This window comes from Lentzea terrae, from assembly GCF_003265345.1.
In the GTDB taxonomy this organism is placed as follows: Bacteria; Actinomycetota; Actinomycetes; order Mycobacteriales; family Pseudonocardiaceae; genus Lentzea; species Lentzea terrae.
Genome location: NZ_QFWW01000006.1, coordinates 379,546 through 399,761, shown reverse-complemented (window position 1 = coordinate 399,761; position 20,216 = coordinate 379,546). Strand labels below are relative to the sequence as shown.

Sequence of the window (20,216 nt, the reverse complement as noted above, 5' to 3'; positions counted from 1 at the left end):
GCACCGCTCATGGCCGTTTGAACTGGTCAGAATCCTGCAATCCGTGCGTTGGTGCTGCCGATGAACGCAACGGGGTCGTGTTGCGCTGACCGCGTACAGTCCGGGCATGCCCGAACGCAGGCTGAGCCAGTAGGACCGGCAGCGCATCGCCGCCGGACTGACCGCAGGGCTCGGATACGCCGAGATCGCCCGTGAGCTGGGACGGTCCACCTCGACGATCTCCCGCGAGGTGGCCAGGAACGGCGGTCCGGCCGACTACCGCGCGGGGGAGGCACAGCGGGCCTCCGTCCGGCGCGCACGGCGGCCGAAGAACGGCTCCACCCGCCCGGCGCCGGTGCCCGCTGACCCGTACGGACGCGACCCGGACGCGGTGGCCGACGCGTTCGAGGAGCTCACCTCGATGCTGGCGCAGACCGGCCTGCCGCAGATGGCGGCGAGCGTGTTCGCCTGCCTGTACGTCACCGACTCCGGCAGCCTCACCGTCGCCGATCTGGTGCGGCAGCTGCGGGTCAGCCCGGCCTCGATCTCGAAGGCCGTGGCTTTCCTTGAAGCGCAAGGACTTCTTCGTCGAGTGCGGGGCACCTCGAGCCGGCGGGAGCAGTACGTCCTCGGCGGCGATCTCTGGTACCGGTCGCTGCTGGCCACCGCCCAGCGCAACACCGCGCTGGCCGACAGCGCCCGCCGCACCGCCGAGATCCTCGGCTCCGCCACCCCGGCCGGTGCCCGGCTCGCCGACGCCGCCGTGTTCCTCGACCGCATCGGTGAGGAGCTCGTGCAGGCTGTCGAGCGGTGGTGGCACGACCGCCCAGGGCCCTGACACCTGCCCTGACATCGGTTCCAGCCGGTGTCAGAGCCGTGACAGCGGCGTGTCCGGCCGGTTGGCGAACGTGGTCGCAACAACCCAAGAAGGAGACCCGAGATGTCCACGTTCACCACGCCGAACCCGATCACCGCCACGCTCACCACCGCAGGCGCCCGTGTGCGGATCACCGCGAGCGAGCGTCCCGACACGGTGGTGCGGGTCGAGCCCGTCAACAGCGCCAACGCCAAGGACGTCAAGGTCGCCGAGAAGACCAGGGTCGACTTCTCCGACGGCGTCCTGGCCGTCAAGACGACCAAGTCGGGCGACCAGAACGGTTCCGTCGCCATCACCGTCGAGCTGCCGGCCGGGTCCAGGCTGATCCTGCACACGGCGTGGACGGAGGTGCAGGCCGACGGTGTGCTCGGCGACTGCGAGGTCAACATCGGCTCGGGGCAGGTGCAGCTCGACCGCGTCGCCTCGCTGCGGGGCAACCTCGGTGCGGGCGGGCTCGCCGTCGGCCACGTCGCCGGGACCGCTGTCCTGGACGGCAGCTCGGCCGCTGTGCGCATCGGCGAGGCCGAGGGCACCGTCAGCTATCAGGGCTCGTCCGGGAAGGTCTGGATCGGCCACGCCCACGCGGACGTCGACCTGGGCGGTTCCGACGGCAGCTTCGACATCGGCAGGGCCGACGGCAGCATCACCGCGAAGGCTGCCAACTGTCCGATCCGGATCGGACAGGTCACGCGCGGTCAGCTGGAGCTGATGAACGCCTCCGGCGGCATCGAGGTCGGCATCACCGCGGGCACCTCCGTCCAGGTCGACGCGAAGAGCACGAAGGGCCTGGTGCGCAGCTCCCTGCCGAGCCGGAACGACGGCGCGGTCAGGGTTCACGCCCGCACGCGGCTCGACGACATCGTCATCCACCCGGTCGCTGCTTGAGCGTCAGCGATCTGCCAGGAGCCCGTGGCAGGATCGGGCAGGTGCAGATCGGGATTCTGGGACCTTTCGAGGTTCGCGCGGACGACGGCGCTCTCGCGGACGTGCCCGGTGCACGGCTGCGAGGGCTGCTCGTCGCTCTCGCGCTCAGCCCGGGTCAGGTGGTCTCGAAAGCGGCACTGGTCGACTGGATCTGGGGCGAGCACCCGCCGGCCGATGCGGCGAACGCCTTGCAGCGCCTGGTTTCCCGGTTGCGCAAGGCACTTCCGGGTGCGGTCGTCGAGGGGCTGACGGACGGCTACCGGCTGACGGTGGACCCGGACGCGGTCGACGCGGTGCGGTTCGAGAGGCTCCGCAACGACCAGGGGCCGCTGCGGGTGCAACGGTTGCGCGACGCGCTGGAGTTGTGGCGCGGACCGGCCATGCAGGACGTCGGTCTGCAGGACAGCGAGGCGTTCGAGGCGGCGGCCACCAGGCTCGAGGGACTGCGGCTGGCGACCGCGGAAGACCGGTTCGAGGCCGAGATCGGCCTCGGTCACGGCGCGGACCTCGTCACCGAGCTGACGGACCTCGTGGCCGCGCATCCGGTGCGGGAGAAGCTGGTTGCGGCGTTGATGCGCGCGCTGGTCGCCGCGGGACGGAACAGCGAGGCGCTGCAGGCGTATCAACGCGCGCGGGAAGCCCTTGCCGACGAGCTGGGCGTCGACCCGTCACCCGAGCTGTCCGCGTTGCACGTCGCGTTGCTGCGCGGCGAGGTGGGGCGCCGTGAGGACACCCGCAAGACCAACCTGCGCGCCGAGCTGACGAGTTACGTGGGCAAGCACACCGATGTCGCCGCGGTCCGCGAGCTCGTGTCCGATCATCGGCTGACCACGCTGACCGGACCGGGTGGATCAGGAAAGACAAGGCTGGCAACGGAAACCGCGCGCACGCTGCTGGGTGACCTGCCGGACGGCGTCTGGCTGGTGGAGCTGGCGGCCGTCGAGGACGACCTGGCGTCGGCGACGTTGTCCGGGCTCGGCCTGCGGGACGCGCTGCTCGGTGACGCGTCGAACGTGGAGCCGGCGGACCGGCTCGTCGCCGCGCTCCGCGACCGGGAGACGTTGCTGGTGCTGGACAACTGCGAGCACGTGATCGAGGCCGCGGCCGCGCTCGCCCATCGGCTGCTCGGGGAGTGCCCGCGGCTGCGGATCCTCGCGACGAGCCGGGAACCGCTTGGCATCACCGGTGAGGCGCTGTGGCCCGTCGAACCGCTCGCCCTAGCCGACGCCGTCCAGCTGCTGGCGGACCGGGCGGCCGTGGTGCGCAAGGACTTCGTCGCCGACGCCGAGACAGTCGAGCGGGTTTGCCGCGCACTGGACGGGATGCCGCTCGCGATCGAGCTCGCCGCGGCCAGGTTGCGCACCATGTCCGTGGACCAGCTCGCGCACCGGTTGGACGACAGGTTCCGGTTGCTGACCGGTGGCAGCCGCACCGCGTTGCCCCGGCACCGGACGTTGCGCGCGATGGTCGACTGGAGCTGGGAGCTGCTGAGCGACGCCGAGCGGATGGTGCTGCGCCGGCTGTCGGTGTTCGCCGGTGGGGCGAGCCTGGAGGCGGCCGAACGGGTCTGCGCCGGTGATCTCGTTGCGGAGTACGAGGTTCTTGAGCTGTTGACCTCGTTGACGGAGAAGTCGCTGCTGGTCGCGTCCGCGGAGGGCGCACCGCGGTACCGGATGCTCGGCACGATCAAGGAGTACGGCGCCCAGCGGCTCGCGGAGGCGGGGGAGTCGGAGCTGGCCCGGCAGGCGCATCTCGCCTGTTTCACCGAGCTCGCCGAGGCTGCGGAGCCGCGGTTGCGCCGTTCCGACCAGTTGGAGTGGCTCGCCACGTTGAAGGCGGAGCACGACAACATCGGTTCGGCGATGCGTGGTGCGCTCGCGGCCGGTGAGGCGCACGCGGCGATGCGGCTCGCCGCGGCCGCAGCCTGGTACTGGTGGCTCGTCGGCCGCAAGTCCGAGGGCATGGAGCTGATCACCGCGGCCATCAACACCCCCGGTGAGGTGCCCGACGAGGTCCGGGCGGTGGTGTACGCGCTCACTTCGATGTTCGTCACGTCCGGACCGGGTGCCGTGTCCGAAGCCGCGCAGTGGGTGCACAAGGCCTACGAGTTCGGCAGACGCGCTCCGCACGTTCATCCGGGGCTGCGGCTCGTCGTTCCGCTGGAACGGCTGCTGAGCGAGCCGGACGCCGTGCTGCCCGCGTTCGAGTCGTTGCTGGCCGACGACGACCCGTGGGTGCGCGCCTTGTCCCGGCTGCACATCGGCAAGGTGCGGGTCTCGCTCGGCCAGGGCGAGGAGGCGGAGGCGTGCTTCGAGGAGTCGCTCGTCGAGTTCCGGGTGCTCGGCGAGCGGTTCGGCACCTCCTTCGCCCAGACCGAACTGGCCGACCGCCTCGCCCTGCGCGGTGAGTTCGCCGAGGCGTGCGAGCACTTCGACCACGCGATCGCGGTCGTCGCCGAACTCGACGCCCTCGACGACGTCGTGCAGTTCCGCGTACGACAGGCACGGTTGTACTGGCTCATGGGGGAGAAGGACGCCTGCGCGGCAGCCGTGGCCGAGGCGGGGCGCCGTGCCGAAGGGGTCACCTGGCCGGGCACGCTGGCCGCACTGGCACTGGCGAAGGTCGAACTTGCCGCATGGAACGGCAACGCCTCAGAAGCCTTCGAACAGCTCGATGTCGCAATGAAGTTGCTCGGCGACGAAGGAATGCAGCCACACCTGCGTGCTGCGGCGCATGCCCTGCACGGGCATTTCACCGACGATCTGGGGGAGGCACGCGAGCACCTGGCCGCGGCCTGTCAGATGGCGGCCGAGACGGGACACGCGCCTCTGGTCGCGCAGACGATCGTCGGGGTCGCAGACCTGGCCGTACGGCGTGAGCAGTACGAGCAGGCCGCGCGGCTGCTGACGGCGAGCGCGAGCGTGCTCGGCCTCGCCGACCTCTCCAACCCGTACGTGTCCCAGATCGAGCAGGCAGCCCGGCATCACCTCGGCGACGCGGCGTTCGACGTGGCGGCCAGGGAGGGGGCGGAGACCGGCTGGGACGAGCTGGTCGCGGTGACATTGGCTCCCTGACCCCGCTCTTGGCCCGTGTCAGCGTCGTGACAGCCCCGTGTCTGGCCTCTTGCTGATCGTGGTGGCACACACCACCACGAGGGGAAATCCGATGAGCCAGATCGTCCTGCAGGTCCTGCCGACCGACCGCGACGCGGGCCCGTTCGATCCGCCCAGCCAAATCACGGCGTTGCGCGAGACCCGGCCGGTCAGCCCGATGACCTTCCCGGACGGCCACGAGGGCTGGCTGGTCACCGGTTACGACGCGGTGCGCCAGGTCATGTCCGACACCAGGTTCAGCAGCCGCCAGGACATCGGCATCATCCACGTGCCGTTCGAGACACCCGGTATGCCGGAGCAGACCGAGCCGTCCCCGCAGGTGCCTGGTCTGTTCATCAGCATGGACCCGCCGGACCACACCGCGTTGCGCCGCAAGCTGACCGGCGCGTTCACCGTGAAGCGGATGAAGCAGCTCGAAGACGACATCGTCGCCATCACCGAACAGCAGCTGGACTCGCTGGCAACGCTGACCCCGCCGGTAGACCTCGTGCAGGAGTTCGCGCTTCCCGTGCCGTCACTGGTGATCTGCGAACTGCTCGGCGTCCCGTACGCCGACCGCGAGACCTTCCAGTCGAACTCCTCGAGGTTCATGGAGCGCGACATCGCCCTCGACGACAAGCTGGCCGCGTTCGGCGCGATGTTCGGGTACCTGGCGGAACTGGTGACGGCCAAGCGGGCCGACCCCGCCGAGGACATCCTCTCGGACCTGGCCCGCGACGAGGACCTCAGCATCGAGGACCTGACCGGCATGGCGTTCCTGCTGCTGCTGGCCGGCCACGAAACCACCGCGAACATGTTGGCACTGGGCACCTTCGCGTTGCTGGAGCACCCGTCCCAGCTGGCCGAACTGCGAGCTGACCCGTCGCTGGTGCCCGATGCCGTCGAGGAGCTGATGCGCTACCTCTCGGTGGCGGACATCTTCTACCGCTATGCCACCGAGGACCTCGAACTCGGCGGCGAAACGATCCCCGCGGGCTCGACCGTCGTCGTCTCGCTGCTGGCCGCCAACCGCGACCCTGCCCGGTTCGAGCACCCCGACGTGCTGGACGTGCACCGCAAGGTCCGCGGCCAGGTCGCCTTCGGGCACGGCATCCACCAGTGCCTCGGCCAGCAGCTGGCCCGCATCGAGATGCGCGCCGGTTTCGAGGGCCTGCTGCGCCGCTTCCCGTCGTTGGAGCTGGCTGTGCCGGCCGCCGACGTGAAGCTCCGCACCAACATGAACATCTACGGCGTCCACTCACTCCCGGTCACCTGGGCCTGAACCCAACTGTCTACTTAGGAGCGAATCATGAACCAGCCCTGGACCGGCATGCTGCCCGTCGATGACACGTCGCTGTTCGTGCAGGACACCGGCGGCCCCGGCCGTCCCGTGGTCTATTTGAACGGTGCCTACGCCGACCAGAAGCACTGGAAGCGCGTCATCGCCGACCTCGGCCCCGGCTACCGCCACATCACCTACGACGAGCGCGCCCGCGGCAAGTCCAAGCGCTCGGCCGACTACTCGTTCGAAGGCGCTTTGCGTGACCTGGACGCCGTGTTGAAGGCGCGGGGTGTGGAGCAGCCGCTGCTGGTCGGCTGGTCCTACGGCGGCATCATCGGCTGGCACTGGGCCGACCGCCACCCGAACCGGGTAGCGGGCCTGGTGACCGTGGACGCCTTCCCGGTCGGCCTGACCGGCGAGGCCGGCCGGGACCGGATCCGCAAGACGTTCCGCAGCTACCGCCTGCTGCTGCCGATCGCCGCCCTGTTCGGCATGGGCGCCAGGATGAGCGCCGACCAGCACGCCGACGTCGGCATCGACGCCAACGAGGTCGCCGCCGCCAGCGTGCCCGTGCTCAGCCGCCTGACCTGCCCGGTCCGCTTCGTCCTCGCCACCGGCGACAGCCTCGGCAGCGAGGCGGGGGAGATGGAGGAGGGCCGCAAGGTGCTCGACGAGGTGCTCGCCGCCAACCCGCGCGTCAAACTGAGCGCGAAGGTGGCCAGCAACCACAGCAAGATCCTGCGCAAGGACTCCCCGGCTGTTGCGCGGGCCGTCCGCGAGCTGGAGGAGGTGCGTCATGGCTGAGCAGTTCGATCAGCTGGTGGAGCGTGCAGCCGCGACGGGTGACCTGGAGGAGTTGCGGCGTCTGGCTGACGCGGGCAGCTCCGACGCGGTCGACGTGCTCGTGGAGCTGGCAGGCGAACGCGAGGACTTCGACGAGCTGCGCAGGCTGGCCGCACTCGGGAGCAGCGACGCCGCCGACGTGCTGGCAGAGCTGCAGGAGTAGCGCGTCGCCGTCAGCCCTTCGCTGACGTCCCGCCCTGTTCCCGCAACCACCGCACCAGACCGGCTGCCTCGCTGCGCTGCGCCGCATCCAGCGGCGTCAGCGGCTCCCACGGCGGTATCCAGTTCAGCTCGGCGCCGCGCTCGAGGAGAAACGCCGCGCACTCCAGCTGACCGCCGTGGCAAGCACCCCAGAACGCGACGTTCACGGCTTCTGTTGCAGCGCCGGGAAAGTAGGCCTTCACGCGATCGAGAAGTCCCAGCGTCGCCGCGTCGGTGAGCGTGGTCGTGGCACCGCGCGCGACGAGCCTGTGGGCGGTGCTCCACTGTGCGAACGCCCGTGCGTCGGCCAGCGGGGTGCCGCCCGCGATGACGGCACCGTCGGCCTCGATGTCGGCGCCGGCGTCGAGCAGTGCGTCGAGCGCCTCGACGTCGCCGCTGCTGGCCGCCCAGTGCAGCGGCGTTTCCCGGTGTGATCCCACGAATCGCGCGTTCACGTCGGCGCCGGCGTCGACGAGCACACCGACGGTGTCCGCGACGTTCGGGAAGTGGCCCGGCCAGTCCGTTGCGATGTGCAGCGGCGAGCGGCCGTCGATGCGGGCGGCGGCGAGTTCGGGGTGATCGCGCAGCAGTTGGCGGAGCGCATCGGTGTCGCCCGTGCGGATGGCGGCGGTCAGCGCCTCCGCACGCGGGTCGTCAGCGGGCAACATCGTGACGCACCGGCTGTACGGCGGCCATCGCGTCGTCCACCAGCCTGCGCAGCGAGTCGGTTCCGTCGCTGACCAGCCAGGCGATGTTCGCGACGTTCAGGCAGGCCAGGGCGGCGGCGGTGAGCGCGGCCGGGCCCGGATCGGCAGGCTGGTTCATGCGTTCGGCGACGAGTGGCGTCAGCAACTCCTGCCAGTGCAGCTGCTGTTCCAGCCGGCCGGCCCGCAGCGCCGCGGACTGGTCGGTGATCCGCAGCAGCGCCAGGCCGTACCGCGGGTCGCGTTCGGTCGCCTCCACGATGACGTCGAACGAGTGGCGCAGTGCGGTCCAGGCGTCCTCGCTCGCGGGCCGGTCGGCCAGCACGCTCGCCAGGAGCTCGCCGACCGCCTCGAACTTCACGAGGACGACGTCCTCCTTGGTGGCGAAGTAGCGGAAGAAGCTGCGTTGCGACATGCCTGCTGCGGCAGCGATCTCGTCCACCGTCGTGGCGTCGTAACCCTGCTGGACGAACAGGTCCCACGCGACTTCCATCAGCTGCGACCGCACCGCTTGCCGGGTTCTCTCCCGCAGTCCGGGCTTTCTCGTGGTCACCGGGCCACTGTAGCGTCCGCCAGAAGTGACGCCGACTGCACAACGTGTCAGTGGCTGACATTTTTGTCGTATGCTGTCGGAACACGTCACGACTCGGAGGTAAGAGATGCGGTCCACCACTGCCAGGAAGGCGGTCGCAGTCCTGCTGGCCGCCACCTTCGGCGTCGCCGCGGCTGTCGCGCCGGCGGCAGCGAGCCCGCCCGCCGTCCGGCAAGCCGAAGCGCTCGAACTGCACAAGGCCATCACGGTGCAGGTGCTGAAGCGGCTCTTCGAGGACGGCGACGTCGCGGTCGTGGACCGGTTCATCCGGCCCGACTACATCCAGCACAACCCGCTCGCTCCGGACGGCACGGCCGCGCTCAAGGCTCTCGCGGGTCCCCTCGCCGCGCAGTTCCCCGACCTGAAGTACGACATCAAGCGCGTGATCGCCGAGGGGAACCTGGTGCTCGTGCACTCCAACGTGGTGCTCACACCCGGCACGCGCGGCACGGCGGTGGTGGACATCTTCCGCTTCGACGGCGAGCACCGGATCGCCGAGCACTGGGACACCGCCCAGGAGGTGCCAGCGACGTCGGTCAGCGGCAACGACATGTTCTCGACGGTGAGCTCACCGCGGACGAACCGGCCGGGCCCGCGCTGGGTCACGCCGTTCGCCAAGTCGGTCGCGACCGCGTACTTCGACCAGCTCCTCGTCCGCAAGGACGTCGACGCCGTCGACCACCTGGCTCCGGAGTACCACCAGCACAACCCCCTGATCCCCAGCGGTTCGGCAGGGTTGCGGGAACTGTTCTCCGGGCTGTTCCAGCAGTTCCCGCACCTGACGGTCGAACGCAAGCGGGTCGTCGCCGAGGGCGACCTCGTCGCGGTCCACGCGCACTACCGGACCGGACCTGAGGACCGCGGCCAGTCCGTTGTGGACATCTTCCGCGTCGGCAAGGACGGAAAGATCGTCGAACACTGGGACGTGGTCCAGGCCGTGCCCGCGACCTCGGCGAACGACAACACGATGTTCTGACGTGGATCAGCCGAAGACCTGGACTTCGGCGAGTGAGAGCGGCCGGTCCGACCCGACGAGCTGTACCCGGACGTAGCGCGCGGTGCGGTTGACGGGCAGGGACAACGAAGTTCCGACCGCGGTGGCCTGGAAATGGCTCCAGACCCCGGTTTGTGCGGCGGTCGTTTGCGGGTTGGTCGAGGTGAAGGGCGTGTCGGAGGCGAAGACGTAGAACTGGCGGAGCCGGTCGGCGCAGCAGTCGGTCCGGTTCCACAGTTCGATCGTGCTCACAGCCTTCGAGGCGCCGAGGTCGACCTGCCACCACGGGTTGGTGTCGAGCGGGTTCTCCGAGGTGTGGGTGACGGAGCCGGACCAGAAGGCGCCGTTGGTGTTGCCGTCGACCGCCCTGCTCGCGACCGCGCCGGTGGCGTACGTGCTCGACTGGCTGGCCGGCGCGTTCAACGCCAGGTTGACGGGCTTTTTGAAGTTGCCGGTGGCGCGGTAGGTGCGTCCGGCGGTGGCGGTGAAGGTTCGCCGGTCACCGGTGCCGGTGGTGGTGACGGGTTGTCCGGTCGCGGTGTCGATCAGCGTGTGCTGGCCGGCGAAGATGCCGCTGCGCAGCGTCAACGGGCCGGTGCGCGTGGGCTTCACGGTGAAGTCGACTCCGCCGGCCGCGGTCCAGGACGCGTCCACGGTGACGTTGCCGCGGGCCTTGAGACCGGTGACCGAGCCGGACGGCCAGGCGGACGGCTTGGCCGGCAGGACGTGGACGTCGCCGTTCTGGCTCTGCAGCAGCATTTCGGTCATGCCGGCGGTGGCGCCGAAGTTGCCGTCGATCTGGAACGGCGGATGGGTGTCGAACAGGTTGGCCAGCGTGGAGCCCTTGAGCTGTTCGGCGAGCATCTTGTGGGAGTGGTCGCCGTCGAGCAGCCGCGCCCAGAAGTTGATCTTCCACGCCTTGCTCCAGCCGGTGCCGCCGTCGCCGCGGTCGGTCAGGGTGGCCTTCGCGGCGTCGCCGAAGGTGGTGCCGGCCGCGATCTGGTGGCCGGGGTGCAGTCCGTAGAGGTGCGAGACGTGCCGGTGCTGCGGCTCGCCGGTGATGGCGTTGCTCTTCCACTCCTGGAGCTTGCCGTCGCCGATGCGCAGGCCGGGGTCCAGCGCGGCGAGCTTGTCCTGCAGCTGTGCCCGGAACGCGGGGTCGACGCCGAGTTCGGTGGCGGCGGCGATGGTGTCGGTGAACAGACCCTGCACGATCTGCTGGGCCATGGACGCCCCCGCGGTGAACGGGCCGTGCTCGGGGGAGTAGCTGGGGGTCACGACGAGTTTGCCGTCACGTGGGTCGGTGCGCAGGTTGGCGACCCAGAACTCGCTGGCGCCCTTGAGAAGCGCGTACGCGCGGTTGATCAGAGCCGGGCTCTTGCTGAACGTGGAGAGGTCGTAGACCTGGGAGGCCAACCAGCCGTTGGCCTCGGGGAACCAGAACGCGGTCGCCCAGTCGTGCACCCCGGTGAAGCCGAACGGGTTGGTCTCGTTGTGCACGACCCAGCCGCCGGTGCCGAACATGGAGTTCGCGGTGACCTGGCCTGGCGCCTTGAGCGCCTCGACGAACCGGACGAACGGTTCCGCCGTCTCGCCCAGGTTGGTCTGCTCGGCGAGCCAGTAGTTCATCTGGATGTTGATGTTGGTGTGGTAGTCAGCCGACCACGGCGGCGAAGTCGAGTTGTTCCAGACGCCCTGCAGGTTCGCCGGCAGCGAGCCGCTGCGCGACGAGGCGATCAGCAGATAGCGGCCGTACTGGTAGAACAACGCCTCCAGCGCCCGGTCGTCCGGCGACGAGCCGCCGGTGTAGGCGGCGCGCAGGTCGTCGGTGGGCTTGTTCGGCATGATCTGGCCGATGTTCAGCTTCACCCGGTCGAACAGCGCTTTGTGGTCCGCGACGTGGGCGGCGCGCAGGGTGGCGAACGACTTCGCCGCCGCACTGTCCACAGTGGCCTTGACGCGGGCCGCGGGATCCGAGGTGCGGTAGTTCGGGTAGGTGTCGGCGTAGTCGGTGCCCGCGCCGAGGACGAACGTCGCGCTGTTCGCGCCCGACACCGTCACCGCGTTTCCGTTGCTGGTCACGGTTCCGCCGTCGGTCAGCACCTGGATCTGCGCCTCGAAGATCATGCCGTTGTTGGCGAGCGTGCCGCGGATTCGCAGCCGGCCACCGGATGCCGTTGCGGTGAAGTCGCTGCGCGGTGAGGTGTAGCGCAGGGTGAACGACACCTTCCCCGGCTGGTCCGCGCCCAGCCGCCCGGCCACCACCTGGTCGGGGTAGCTGGCGAAGTACTCGCGGTCGTAGCGCACGCCGTTGTTGGTGTAGCTGACCTTGGCGGTGGCGTCGGCGATGTTGAGCTCACGCCGGTAGCCGGAGAACGAGGTGGACTGCCCGGCCAGGTCCAGCCGGAGGTCGCCGAAGGTCTGGTAGGCGCCGAAGTTGGACTTGGGCTGTCCCAGCTTGCCCGCCACCCACTTCGGGTCAGCCTGGCCGTTCTGGTTGATCGCGTTCACGACCTCGTCGAGCGCGCCGGGACGCGGCGACGTCCAGTTGCCGAAGTTGTAGCCGGCCGCACCGGGCCCGCCGGTCCACAGGGACTTCTCGTTGAACTGCAACTGCTCCGACGTCACGCCGCCGAACACCATCGCGCCCAGCGCACCGTTGCCGATCGGCAGGGCCCTGCTCTCCCAGTCGCTGGCCGGCTCGTCGTACCACAGCGTGCTGCCGTCCGCCGCCTGCTGCGCGTGGGCGGAGGGGCTCGGTTCGGAGCCCACCACGAGCCCTGCCGACGCCACGGTGACGAGAGCGGCTGCCGAGAGCCTCATGAGCGACCTGCGCATGGACACCCTCCGTTGGGTGTTGGGGGACGGGCCAACGCAGCATAGGTCCGATGTATGCAGAAGTGGTAGCTCCTTGAGGCTGTCTTTGTCGCCGTGCGGTACGGCGCGGTTTTGCGTGCGATTAGGGAACTTTGTGCACGATTCGCACCCTGGCGAGGTTGGTTCGCCCAGCGGCATCGTCCGCAAGACATCCGATGCATCGACGGGAGACCCTGAAGGGTGTGACCGCCTGACGTGGGCGGTCAGGTAACCGCCGCGGTTGCACGCGATACCCCAAGGGGGTATATCTGGATACCCCTACACCGTATCCGTACCTCGGTGTGAACCCCGCAACAGGAGGTGCGCGCATGACATCCGACAACTACTTCGTTCGCGACGGTGCGCGGATCGCATACCAGCTCACCGGTTCCGGAACGCCGATCGGTTACGCCCACGGCGTTTTCCTCAGCCGGCGCGCGGTGCGGCGGCTGGAGCTCTTCGACGTCGACGCACTGGCCGCAGGACGCCGTCTGCTCACCTACGACCAGCGCGGACACGGAAACTCCACCGGCCGTCCAGAGCCGGACGACTACCGGTTCGAGAACTTCACGCGCGACCTGCTCGGGCTGCTGGACACGCTCGAGCTCGACGAACCGATGGACTTCGCCGGATCTTCGCTGGGGTGCGACGTCGCGTTGCGTTCAGCGATCGCCGCACCGGACCGGTTCCGGCGGCTGGTCCTGCTTATTCCGCCTGTCGCATGGGAAACCGGACCGCAGAAGGCACGAGACTGGTATCTCGACACCGCTCGCCGCATCGAGACCCACGGAGCACCGGCGTGGCGCGAGGAGTGGGCCCGCAGCGAGCCGCTGCCGATCTTCGCCGGTTATCCGAAGTTCGACCTGACCCCGGACGTGGCGGACGAACTGCTCGCGCCACTCCTCAAAGGCGTCGGCGCATCCGATCTGCCGGCTCCCGAGGAGATCGCGCAGCTGAGCCATCCCACCCTGATCCTGGCCTGGGCCACCGATCCGTTGCACCCGGTGGCCACGGCGGAACGACTGCACGAGCTCATCCCGAACTCGGTTCTGCACGTGTCGACCTCGGTGGAAGACATCAAGACCTGGACGAGCCGTGCGGCCACTTTCCTCGGCGACTGAGCGCTAGCCGGCCGGGCAGACCAGCAGCATCAGGGCCGTCAGCCCACCGGCGGCCGCGATGGCGGGCAGCACCATGGCCGTGGCACCCGCGAGACCGCACGACAGCAGCCGCCGCACCGTGCTCGGAGCGCTGCGCCGTTGGTGCAACCGCGCCAGCCTCGTCTCCACGGCGTCCCTGCTCATCGCCAGGGCCGCACCAGGTGCACCGTGTCCGGCCACCCGCAGCAACGCGACTCGCACGTTGTCCGCGCCATGAGCGCGCACCGCGGCTGTGTCGGCCGCCATCTCGACGAACTCGCGGATCGCGATCGCCGCGTGCTTGAACAGCGGCAGGAACGGCAGGGTGGCCGCGACGACATCGCCGATGGTCACCAGGAGGTGGTGGCGCCCCTCGAGGTGGGCCCGTTCGTGGGTCAGCACGGCCTCGACCTGCGCCGGGGTCAGGTGGCGGTGCAAACCGTCCGTGGCGACCACGACGCCGGGCTTGCCCGCGAGGCTGAACGCCAGTGGACGGTCGTGCTCCAGCCAGAGCGTCGGGTGCGGGCCCGCTTCGCGACGTGCCGCGATCCGCAGGACGTCCAGGTGTCGCCGGCCCTCCTGCGCCCGCTGACGCGCCGTGCGGCGGCCCACGACGGCGACGCGTGTGAGCAGGGCTGTCAGCGCAGCGGTGCCCGTCAAGCCGCTGACCGCCTCGACGGTCGGGCCGCTGCCGTGTTGCAGCGAGTCCCAGCAGTGGTGGAACACGGTCAGGACGCCGAGCCCGTGATCGGGGATTACCAACAGGAACATGGCGCCGGCGACCGTGGTGATCACGGCGACGACGGAGACGAACCACGCGACCAGCGCCACCACCGGGTCTGCGAGCCGGACGAGCCGGCGTGGTGCCAGCCAGCCGACCAGGGCAGCTCCGAGGAGCAGTGCGAGGGCCACGGTCATTTCTTCGAAGCCTTCCTCCGCAGCGCTTTGCGCAGCACGTCGGACTCCTCGTCGGAGGCCGTCTGAGCGAAGTGCAGCAGGGCGGCCTGCGGGTCACCGGAGGCACTGAGGATCTCGCGCACCGCGTTCGCCGCTGCTTCGGCGCGGGTCGTGGTCGCGGCGTACAGGTAGGCCTTGCCGTCGAGCTCGCGGGTGAGCCATTGCTTGCGGTGGAGGTTGTCCATCACCGTCATCACGGTGGTGTAGGCGAGGGCCTTGCCGGTGTCCAGGCGTTCGAGCACCTGACGCACCCGCAGCGGCTCACCGGCGTGCCACAGCACGTCCATCACCGCTGCTTCCAGTTCACCCAGTCCGCGCATCGCACACCCTTTCCGCAGGCCAAGGGTACGCGACGGCCGGTTCCGAAGGTCACGCCAAGGCTCCCCGATGTGCGGGTGGGTGGACTCACGCCACCCACCCGCGCCGCTGTTCGTCACGCTGCTCGACGACAACGACGCCATCGGTGTCGTCCGCTTCGCCACCGACGCCGCCGAGGCCGCCGAGGCCGCACCGGTCACCGACGCCGGCCCCATGATCGGCGGAGCAGGCCGGCTGGCCGCCTCCACCGCGATCACCGGAACGCTCACCGACCCCAGCGGCCTCACCGCCATCGGTGACGGCCTGGAAAGCGCCGCCACCCAGCTCGCACCGGTCACGATGGACTACGACCACGCCGCCACGATCGTCTTCACCGACGGCCACGAAACAGCGGACAAGACCATCGCGGCCGCGGCGTCCTCCGTCCACAGCCGGGTCTTCGCGATCGGCCTGGGCACCGCCGACCAGCTCAACCCGGGCGCCCTGTCCGACATCGCGAACGGCACCGGCGGCTACCTCCTGCTGACCGGCAACCCCGGCGCGGACGACCAGTTGTTGCTGCAGAAGTACTTCGCCCAGGTCCTCGCCGGAGCGACCAACTCGGCCGTCGTGGTCGACCCGGACGGCTTCGTTCCGTTGGGCGGCAAGGTGATCGTCCCGTTCCTGCTCACCGCCGCCGACATCCGCGCCGACGTGCTGGTGCTCGGCGAAGCCGCCCGTGCCCTCGACGTGGAGCTCATCGCACCGGACGGCCGCACCATCAGCCCGACGGAGGTCGTCGCCGACACCTACCGCGCGCTGCGGGTGGCAGGACAGGCGGGGGAGTGGCAGGCGGTGCTGTCCGTGGACGGCCGCCAACTCGACCGCTGGATCACCCAGCTGCGCAAGCGGCTCGCCGACCGCAAACGTGGCGGGCAGTTGTTCGAGCGGATCGTCACGGGCATCAAGACCCACGGGGTGCCGTTCACGCTCAGCGTCCAGGCCCGCAGCGCGCTGCGGCTCGGTGTGGCACTCGCGCAAGGCTCCCGGCTGCCGGGCAGCCCGGCACAGTTGACGGCGACGTTGACCGACAGCGGGATTCCCTTGTCCTCCGCCCGGATCAGCGCCGTGGTGACCACCCCTGCGGGAAGCCAGGCCGTCATGTCCCTGTCCGCGCAAGAGCCCGGGGTGTTCGGTGCCTCGATCCCCACTGCTGAACCGGGCGTGTACCGCGTGCTGGTTCGTGCGGCCGGTGCCGACCTGCGCGGTACGTCGTTCACCCGCGAGGAGCTCCGGACCTGCGCGGTGTGGGCTCGCGGTGACGAAGCGCCTCCGCTCGTGATCGATCCCCGGCCGCGGCCCGATCGCCACCTGGACGGCTGCGCGCTCCTGCTCTGCCTGCTCGAGAACGACGGCGTGCGCCGGCTCCTGGAGCGCAACAAGATCGACCCGGACCGCGTCGCCGCTTGCGTCAAGTCCGCTTGCCGGTAGCCGCGTCGAGGAACTCGCGGATCGCCGGGGCCACCGCGGCGGCAAGGCCTTCCGCGTCCCTGAGCTCGGCGGAGAAGGCTGCCGGTGCGAGCCGCCCGTTGCGGAGCAGCCGTGCGAGCGCCTCGGCCAGTGCTGCGGGGTGCCGGTGGTCGATGCCGGGAAAGATCAGCGTCGGCGCGGCGATCCCGGCCAGTTCGTCGACGCTGCGGAAGGCACGGTCGCGCCCGATCGCCGCGGCCGCGGCGATGCTCTCGGGGTCGGACCGCGGGATGGCGTCGCGCACCAGAGCGGCGATCACCGGCGCGAGATCACCCAGGACCGGTTCCCACGCCGCCTGGATGCCCGCGGTGCGCACGCGGTCGGCGAAGGCGTCCATGAACTCGATCTCCGCCTGCTTCGCGTGGTCGTCCTCGACGTCCTCGACACTGATCAGGACCGCCGCCGCGACGCGGTCGGGATGTGCGAGGCAGGCGCGCAACGTGATGGTCGCGCCGAGGCCGGTGCCACCCACCGCCGCGCTGGAGACGCCGAGGTGATCCAGGAGCGCGGCGACGTCGTCCGCGTACCGAGCCCAGGTGTGCCGCGCTGGGTCGGCACACACCGAGCGGCCGTACCCGCGCACGTCCGGCAGCACCACGGTGTACCGGTCGGCCAGGCGGGTGGCCAGCGGCACCAGGCTGTGGTGGTCCGGCCCGCCGCCGTGCAGCAACACCACCACCGGCCCCGACCCCGTGGTCGCGCCGTGGAGCGGCCAGCCGTCCGCGCCGGGATAGCTGAAGTCGATCACCAGACGATCCTCGTGCCTTCCCCGGACAGACGACAACCTCGCTCGGCTCAGCGCCGGCGGCCAACCAGCCTGAGCGCCGTTTTAACGGTCGTCTCAGGTCTGCTCGGTATGAAGTAGGCATCGTCGGCCCCGCACGGACGGCGGCTGGACCGTCCACGTGCCCCTGAAAGGCAGCCGTTCATGATCTCTGTGCTCGTGGTGGACGCCCAGCCGCTGCAGCGCTTCGGGTTTCGCATGCTGCTGGAGAGCACCCCCGACACCAAGATCGTCGGCGAGGCCGAGAACGGCACCGAGGCCGTTCGGTGGGCCACCGAGCTGCATCCCGACGTGGTGCTGATGGACGTCCGCGTGCCGGGCGTCGACGGGATCGAGGCCACCCGGCGCATCGCCGCCGCCAGTCGGCGTTCGCGAATCCTTGTGCTGACGACGTTCGACGTGGACCGGTACGCGTTCGCCGTGTTGCGGGCCGGGGCGAGCGGGTTCCTGCTCAAGGACACGCGCCCGGAGGAGCTGCTCGCCGGCATCCGGGCCGTCGCCGCCGGGGACGCGGTGATCGCGCCTGCGCTGACTCGGCGGCTGCTCGACACGTTCGCCGACCAGCTCGACGACGACCTCGGCGGGCCCGTGCGGAAGGATCCCCGGCTGGACTCCCTGACCGGCCGCGAGCGCGAGATCCTCGTCGCCATCGGCCACGGCCTCACCAACGGCGAGATCGCGCAACGGTTCACGCTGTCGGAGTCGACGGTGAAGACCCACGTCGGGCGGGTCCTCGCCAAGATCGGCGCACGGGACCGGATCCAGGCCGTCATCCTCGCCTACGACCTGAGACTCACCCGGCCGATCTAGCGCTTCATGATCAGGCGAGCACCACCTGACCTTCGACGACCTTGACCGGGATCTTGACCAGCGGTGCGGGTGCCGGCCCTCCGGTCACCTGACCGTTCTCGTCGTAGGTGGCGCCGTGGCAGGGGCACCGGAATCCAGGGCCGACGTAGGAGACCGGGCAGCCCTGATGACTGCAGGTGGCGTTGAACGCCAGGAAGGTGTCCGGCGCCGGACGCAGGAGATGGGCGGGCTTCCCGTCCGGCATGGTGAAGCTCTTCGACGAGCCGACGGCGACGTCGTCGACGGCAGCGATCACCGGGCCGTGGCTCACCGAGTCCGCAGGCGAGCCGGCAGGGCGCCGGGCGAGCGCCAGCACGCTGCCCGCGGTGACTCCGGCAGCGGTCGCCGCCCCCGCGATCAGACCGCTCCGCAGCAGGGTGCGCCGCTCGACGTCGTCCTGCACGGTCCCGTCTTCCTCCGGCGTGGGGTGCACCGGCAGGCCGAGCCCGTGCCGCACCTTCGCACGCAGCCGGGCACTCAGTGACAACACTCCGGCGTCGCCCGCGATCAGCAACGGAGTCCAGGCGAAGGCGAACACGATGTCGGCCCCGACGTAGTACGGCCGAGTCGTCCAGCTCACCGTCAGGAAGAAGCTGAGCGAGAGGAGGACACCGCCGAGGGCGGCGAGCCGCGTGAACAGCCCGAGCAGGGTGGCGAGCCCGACCGCGATCTCCCCGAAAGCGATCGCCAGCCCGGCGACGGTCGCGTGGTCGGCGGCCAGCGAGACCAGCGGGCCGATCGGGGAGGTCGCGGCGGCGTTCACCATCTGCGCGTGGACACCGAGTGGGGAGGTGTCGTCCAAGTAGTGCGTGTCGAGGAGCTTGGAGAGACCGGCATAGGCGAAGGTGCCACCGAGAAAAACACGCAGTGGCAACAACACCCAGACCGGCGACCGCCTCGGGAAGTCCAGACGCAACCGGGTCATGTCAGGACTTGTGGGGAGAGACCGTCATGATGCCCGTGCACATCTCGTCGCTGGTGCCGTCGCCCCACACCACGTAGCGAGGCGGCAGCTTGCTCAGCTGCGGCAGCTTTTTGCGCAGCCCCGCGTCGTGCGTGCACGTCACCCGCAGCGTGTCCCCCGGACCGATCTCCACCGGCTCCGGCAGCTTCACCAGCCGCTGGTTGTCGAAGTCGAACTGCGGCACGTCGAGTACGACCTTGGCGTTCGGCTTGCCCGGGTTGAGTTCGACCTTGATGGACCGCCCGAGTAGATGCATGTGGCCGAAACCGGCGAACAGCGTCATCGGTGCCGGCACCTCTTGGTCGCAGGTCTGGGTGTTACCGGGCTTCGGGGCGCTCTGGCCGCACTCCTCCAGCTGCTCGTCCGCGGTGCCGCCGACCTCCGGCCCGAACCGCTTCGTCACGTCCGCGATCGAGGCCGCCCGGTCGCAGAGCGGACCCGACTCGTCGGCGGCGCAGGGCAGGTCGGTCGGCGCGTCGAGTGGAAACGTGTCGAGTTCCCGGGTCTGCGGCGTGCCGTCCGTCAGCCGCAGCCGCACCGCCGAGCGGTCCGACCCGGCCGGTTTGCCGTCGGTCGCGAGCAGGTTGTAGTGCATCTGGAGGACGATGAGGCTGCCCGGCTCCAGCTTGAAACCGACGTCCTGGGTGAACAGCGTCTCCGAGGCGCCGGGCGCCCAGGTGTCCACCCACGTCGCGCCCGGCTCGTCTTCCTCCACGTCGGCGCCCTTCACGCCGGTCCCGCTGAAACACTGCCAGCCGACGCCGGGGGTCTTCGCGTCCTGCTCGCGCACCAGGGCAGCGCCGCGCGGCGGCACCGCGTACACGATGGCGTGGTGCGCGAGGGCGACGTTCTCCGGCGTGACCTGAGTCCCGGTCAGGAACGCCGCCTTGGTCAGGCCCGGATCGATCACCTGGCACCGGTACTCGTCCGTGCCGCTGTCCCCCGACGGCGTGGGCGTGTAGGCCTCGGCCATCTTCAGGTCGACGAACCGCTCGCCGGCGCGCAGCGGCTGCGGCGGAGCCGGCGGCTGAGCCGCGTGCCCGTTGTGCGGGCCAGTCGGGACGGGTGCCGCACCGTTGCCGGCGTTCGACCCACAGGCGACGACGGTGAACGCCGTCGCCAGCGCCACGGTGGCCACCCCGAACCTCCACAGTGGACTACTAGATTTCGTCATGTCCTGAACGCTAGGCCGAAATCCGTCCCGTTTCGTCGTACCGCGGTCGTCACTTCGGGAGGGAGGCGGTACGACGGTACTACTCCGTTGAGTCCTCTTAGGACTGCCGACGGTCCTGAACACCGCATTAACGGTCCTCTTAGATTCGCTCGGTAGGAAGTCGGCGCCAGATAGGCGA

General features: G+C 70.0%; 18 protein-coding genes. 10 read left to right on the top strand and 8 right to left on the bottom strand.

What is annotated here, in order from left to right:
- Window positions 1–145 precede the first annotated feature (145 nt).
- The 6 genes from DI276_RS53375 (at window position 146) to DI276_RS10965 (ending at window position 7,160) form a co-directional block, all read left to right on the top strand.
- Entirely contained in the window at window positions 146–817 is a 672-nt protein-coding gene (locus DI276_RS53375; protein WP_408610529.1) for a GbsR/MarR family transcriptional regulator, read from the top strand.
- A gap of 102 nt (window positions 818–919) precedes the next feature.
- Entirely contained in the window at window positions 920–1,741 is an 822-nt protein-coding gene (locus DI276_RS10985) for a DUF4097 family beta strand repeat-containing protein (protein ID WP_112263146.1), read from the top strand.
- Window positions 1,742–1,782: 41 nt separating this feature from the next.
- A complete protein-coding gene (locus DI276_RS10980; protein WP_112263145.1) occupies window positions 1,783–4,854 on the top strand; it encodes a BTAD domain-containing putative transcriptional regulator in 3,072 nt (1,023 codons plus the stop codon).
- A 91-nt stretch (window positions 4,855–4,945) separates the two neighbouring features.
- A complete protein-coding gene (locus tag DI276_RS10975) occupies window positions 4,946–6,154 on the top strand; it encodes a cytochrome P450 (RefSeq protein WP_112263144.1) in 1,209 nt (402 codons plus the stop codon).
- 27 nt (window positions 6,155–6,181) lie between these two features.
- Window positions 6,182–6,958: an alpha/beta fold hydrolase gene (locus DI276_RS10970; RefSeq protein WP_198680559.1), complete on the top strand. Its 777-nt coding sequence runs from the start codon at window positions 6,182–6,184 to the stop codon at window positions 6,956–6,958.
- A complete protein-coding gene (locus tag DI276_RS10965; protein WP_112263143.1) occupies window positions 6,951–7,160 on the top strand; it encodes a hypothetical protein in 210 nt (69 codons plus the stop codon). Before DI276_RS10970 ends, DI276_RS10965 begins: the two co-directional genes overlap by 8 nt.
- A gap of 10 nt (window positions 7,161–7,170) precedes the next feature.
- Here the strand turns inward: DI276_RS10965 and DI276_RS10960 are convergent, their stop codons facing one another.
- Window positions 7,171–7,866, bottom strand: coding sequence for an ankyrin repeat domain-containing protein (locus DI276_RS10960; RefSeq protein WP_112263142.1), 696 nt, complete (start codon window positions 7,864–7,866; stop codon window positions 7,171–7,173).
- Window positions 7,853–8,455, bottom strand: coding sequence for a TetR/AcrR family transcriptional regulator (locus DI276_RS10955; protein ID WP_198680558.1), 603 nt, complete (start codon window positions 8,453–8,455; stop codon window positions 7,853–7,855). The genes DI276_RS10960 and DI276_RS10955 overlap by 14 nt, the downstream gene beginning before the upstream one ends.
- A gap of 106 nt (window positions 8,456–8,561) precedes the next feature.
- Between DI276_RS10955 and DI276_RS10950 the strand changes: the two genes are divergently transcribed.
- The gene (locus DI276_RS10950; RefSeq protein ID WP_112263141.1) at window positions 8,562–9,470 is read left to right on the top strand and encodes a nuclear transport factor 2 family protein; all 909 of its coding nucleotides are present in this window, start codon (window positions 8,562–8,564) and stop codon (window positions 9,468–9,470) included.
- A 6-nt stretch (window positions 9,471–9,476) separates the two neighbouring features.
- Here DI276_RS10950 and DI276_RS10945 read toward each other — a convergent pair whose 3' ends face one another.
- Window positions 9,477–12,326 (bottom strand): glycosyl hydrolase family 95 catalytic domain-containing protein, encoded by a 2,850-nt coding sequence (locus tag DI276_RS10945; protein ID WP_157984638.1) that lies wholly within the window; start codon window positions 12,324–12,326, stop codon window positions 9,477–9,479.
- Window positions 12,327–12,673: 347 nt separating this feature from the next.
- Between DI276_RS10945 and DI276_RS10940 the strand changes: the two genes are divergently transcribed.
- A complete protein-coding gene (locus DI276_RS10940) occupies window positions 12,674–13,465 on the top strand; it encodes an alpha/beta fold hydrolase (protein ID WP_112263140.1) in 792 nt (263 codons plus the stop codon).
- Window positions 13,466–13,468: 3 nt separating this feature from the next.
- On the opposite strand, the gene DI276_RS10935 is transcribed toward DI276_RS10940, so the two are convergent.
- Window positions 13,469–14,401, bottom strand: coding sequence for a M56 family metallopeptidase (locus DI276_RS10935; RefSeq protein ID WP_112263139.1), 933 nt, complete (start codon window positions 14,399–14,401; stop codon window positions 13,469–13,471).
- A complete protein-coding gene (locus DI276_RS10930; protein WP_112263138.1) occupies window positions 14,398–14,760 on the bottom strand; it encodes a BlaI/MecI/CopY family transcriptional regulator in 363 nt (120 codons plus the stop codon). The genes DI276_RS10935 and DI276_RS10930 overlap by 4 nt, the downstream gene beginning before the upstream one ends.
- Before the next feature lie 79 nt (window positions 14,761–14,839).
- Between DI276_RS10930 and DI276_RS10925 the strand changes: the two genes are divergently transcribed.
- On the top strand, window positions 14,840–16,228 hold the full coding sequence (locus tag DI276_RS10925) for a VWA domain-containing protein (RefSeq protein WP_112263137.1): 1,389 nt from the start codon (window positions 14,840–14,842) through the stop codon (window positions 16,226–16,228).
- Here DI276_RS10925 and DI276_RS10920 read toward each other — a convergent pair.
- Window positions 16,209–17,015, bottom strand: a complete 807-nt coding sequence (locus DI276_RS10920) for an alpha/beta fold hydrolase (protein ID WP_112263136.1) — start codon at window positions 17,013–17,015, stop codon at window positions 16,209–16,211. The two genes, DI276_RS10925 and DI276_RS10920, sit on opposite strands and share 20 nt — an antisense overlap.
- Window positions 17,016–17,195: 180 nt before the next feature.
- Between DI276_RS10920 and DI276_RS10915 the strand changes: the two genes are divergently transcribed.
- Complete coding sequence (locus DI276_RS10915) at window positions 17,196–17,861, top strand: response regulator (protein ID WP_112263135.1); 666 nt, start codon at window positions 17,196–17,198, stop codon at window positions 17,859–17,861.
- A gap of 10 nt (window positions 17,862–17,871) precedes the next feature.
- Here the strand turns inward: DI276_RS10915 and DI276_RS10910 are convergent, their stop codons facing one another.
- Together DI276_RS10910 and DI276_RS10905 are read right to left on the bottom strand one after the other, a co-directional pair.
- Window positions 17,872–18,825, bottom strand: coding sequence for a Rieske 2Fe-2S domain-containing protein (locus tag DI276_RS10910; RefSeq protein WP_112263134.1), 954 nt, complete (start codon window positions 18,823–18,825; stop codon window positions 17,872–17,874).
- A gap of 1 nt (window position 18,826) precedes the next feature.
- Entirely contained in the window at window positions 18,827–20,038 is a 1,212-nt protein-coding gene (locus tag DI276_RS10905) for a monooxygenase (protein ID WP_112263133.1), read from the bottom strand.
- Between the last annotated feature and the right edge of the window lie 178 nt (window positions 20,039–20,216).

Excerpts from the sequence above, each read along its gene's own strand:
- DI276_RS10985 (WP_112263146.1), top strand. The coding sequence starts at position 920 with ATGTCCACGTTCACCACGCCGAACCCGATCACCGCCACGCTCACCACC.
- DI276_RS10975 (WP_112263144.1), top strand. The coding sequence starts at position 4,946 with ATGAGCCAGATCGTCCTGCAGGTCCTGCCGACCGACCGCGACGCGGGC.
- DI276_RS10970 (WP_198680559.1), top strand. The coding sequence starts at position 6,182 with ATGAACCAGCCCTGGACCGGCATGCTGCCCGTCGATGACACGTCGCTG.
- DI276_RS10965 (WP_112263143.1), top strand. The coding sequence starts at position 6,951 with ATGGCTGAGCAGTTCGATCAGCTGGTGGAGCGTGCAGCCGCGACGGGT.
- DI276_RS10960 (WP_112263142.1), bottom strand. The coding sequence starts at position 7,866 with ATGTTGCCCGCTGACGACCCGCGTGCGGAGGCGCTGACCGCCGCCATC.
- DI276_RS10950 (WP_112263141.1), top strand. The coding sequence starts at position 8,562 with ATGCGGTCCACCACTGCCAGGAAGGCGGTCGCAGTCCTGCTGGCCGCC.
- DI276_RS10945 (WP_157984638.1), bottom strand. The coding sequence starts at position 12,326 with ATGCGCAGGTCGCTCATGAGGCTCTCGGCAGCCGCTCTCGTCACCGTG.
- DI276_RS10940 (WP_112263140.1), top strand. The coding sequence starts at position 12,674 with ATGACATCCGACAACTACTTCGTTCGCGACGGTGCGCGGATCGCATAC.
- DI276_RS10935 (WP_112263139.1), bottom strand. The coding sequence starts at position 14,401 with ATGACCGTGGCCCTCGCACTGCTCCTCGGAGCTGCCCTGGTCGGCTGG.
- DI276_RS10930 (WP_112263138.1), bottom strand. The coding sequence starts at position 14,760 with ATGCGCGGACTGGGTGAACTGGAAGCAGCGGTGATGGACGTGCTGTGG.
- DI276_RS10915 (WP_112263135.1), top strand. The coding sequence starts at position 17,196 with ATGATCTCTGTGCTCGTGGTGGACGCCCAGCCGCTGCAGCGCTTCGGG.
- DI276_RS10910 (WP_112263134.1), bottom strand. The coding sequence starts at position 18,825 with ATGACCCGGTTGCGTCTGGACTTCCCGAGGCGGTCGCCGGTCTGGGTG.
- DI276_RS10905 (WP_112263133.1), bottom strand. The coding sequence starts at position 20,038 with ATGACGAAATCTAGTAGTCCACTGTGGAGGTTCGGGGTGGCCACCGTG.